The organism is Streptomyces orinoci, assembly GCF_003121295.1.
In the GTDB taxonomy this organism is placed as follows: domain Bacteria; phylum Actinomycetota; class Actinomycetes; order Streptomycetales; family Streptomycetaceae; genus Streptomyces; species Streptomyces orinoci.
This window is the reverse complement of sequence record NZ_PHNC01000034.1, coordinates 8,385-9,241: the sequence shown is the minus strand read 5'-3', so window position 1 is coordinate 9,241 and position 857 is coordinate 8,385. Positions and strand designations below refer to the sequence as shown.

Here is an 857-nt window from a genome sequence, read left to right as displayed (position 1 = left end):
GGTGTACGAACGCTCGGCGGCGCCCGGTGGCGGGGCCGGCCGGCTGGCCAGGGACGGCTTCACCTTTGACACCGGCCCGGGCTGCTCCATCTGCCCGCCGTCTACCGCGACTTGTTCATCAAGACCGGCAAGGAGCCGCTGAGCAGAGCGTGCGGCTGCGCCAGGTCGATCCGGCGAGCAGCCATCGCTTCCCGGACGGCACGGTGGTCGAGCTGCCCAACGCCTCACGGGCCGGGGTGGTCCAGGCGCTGGACGCGGCGCTGGCGCCGGGCGCGGGTGAGCGCTGGAGCGAGCTGATCAACCGGGCCCGGGACGCCTGGGACGCCACTCGGCGGCCCTTGCTGGAGGAGCCGCTGCCGCCGAGCCGGAGCGGCTTGCGGCGCTCGGCCGCGATCCCTATCCGGCGGCGCCCGGCGGGGCTGTTCCGCCGCTCCGGGCGTGCACTCTGGAGGCCGTCGCCCGGCGGGAGCTGGCCGATCCCCGGCTGATCGCCCTGCTGGAGAGCCATGCCCTGGCCCATGGCCTGGACCCGCGCCGGGCACCGGGATCGGCGGCCGTGCTGGCGTATATGGAGCAGACCTTTGGCAGTTGGTATGCCGAGGGCGGCATCCGGGCCCTGGCAGAGGCCCTTTATGCCCGTTGCCTCGCCCGGAAGGTGGAGTTCCACTTCGGGGCCGAGGTGACCGGCCTGGTGGAGAAGGACGGCCGGGCGGCGGGGGTACGGCTGGCCGACGGGTCGGTGGTGGAGGGCGATGCGGTGGTTTCCGGGGTGGATCCGGCATTGCTGGGCGCTCCCGTACCTGGGCCGCCGCGGAGCCGGTTCAGTGTCTTCCTGGCCCTGCGGNGGGGCGCGGCCG

At 74.4% G+C, this 857-nt stretch carries 1 pseudogene (only partly in view); it reads left to right on the top strand.

From position 1 onward, the window contains the following. The first annotated feature begins 1 nt into the window (after position 1). Positions 2-857 (top strand): annotated as a pseudogene (locus tag CV755_RS31310) (phytoene desaturase family protein); it runs 542 nt beyond the window's last position.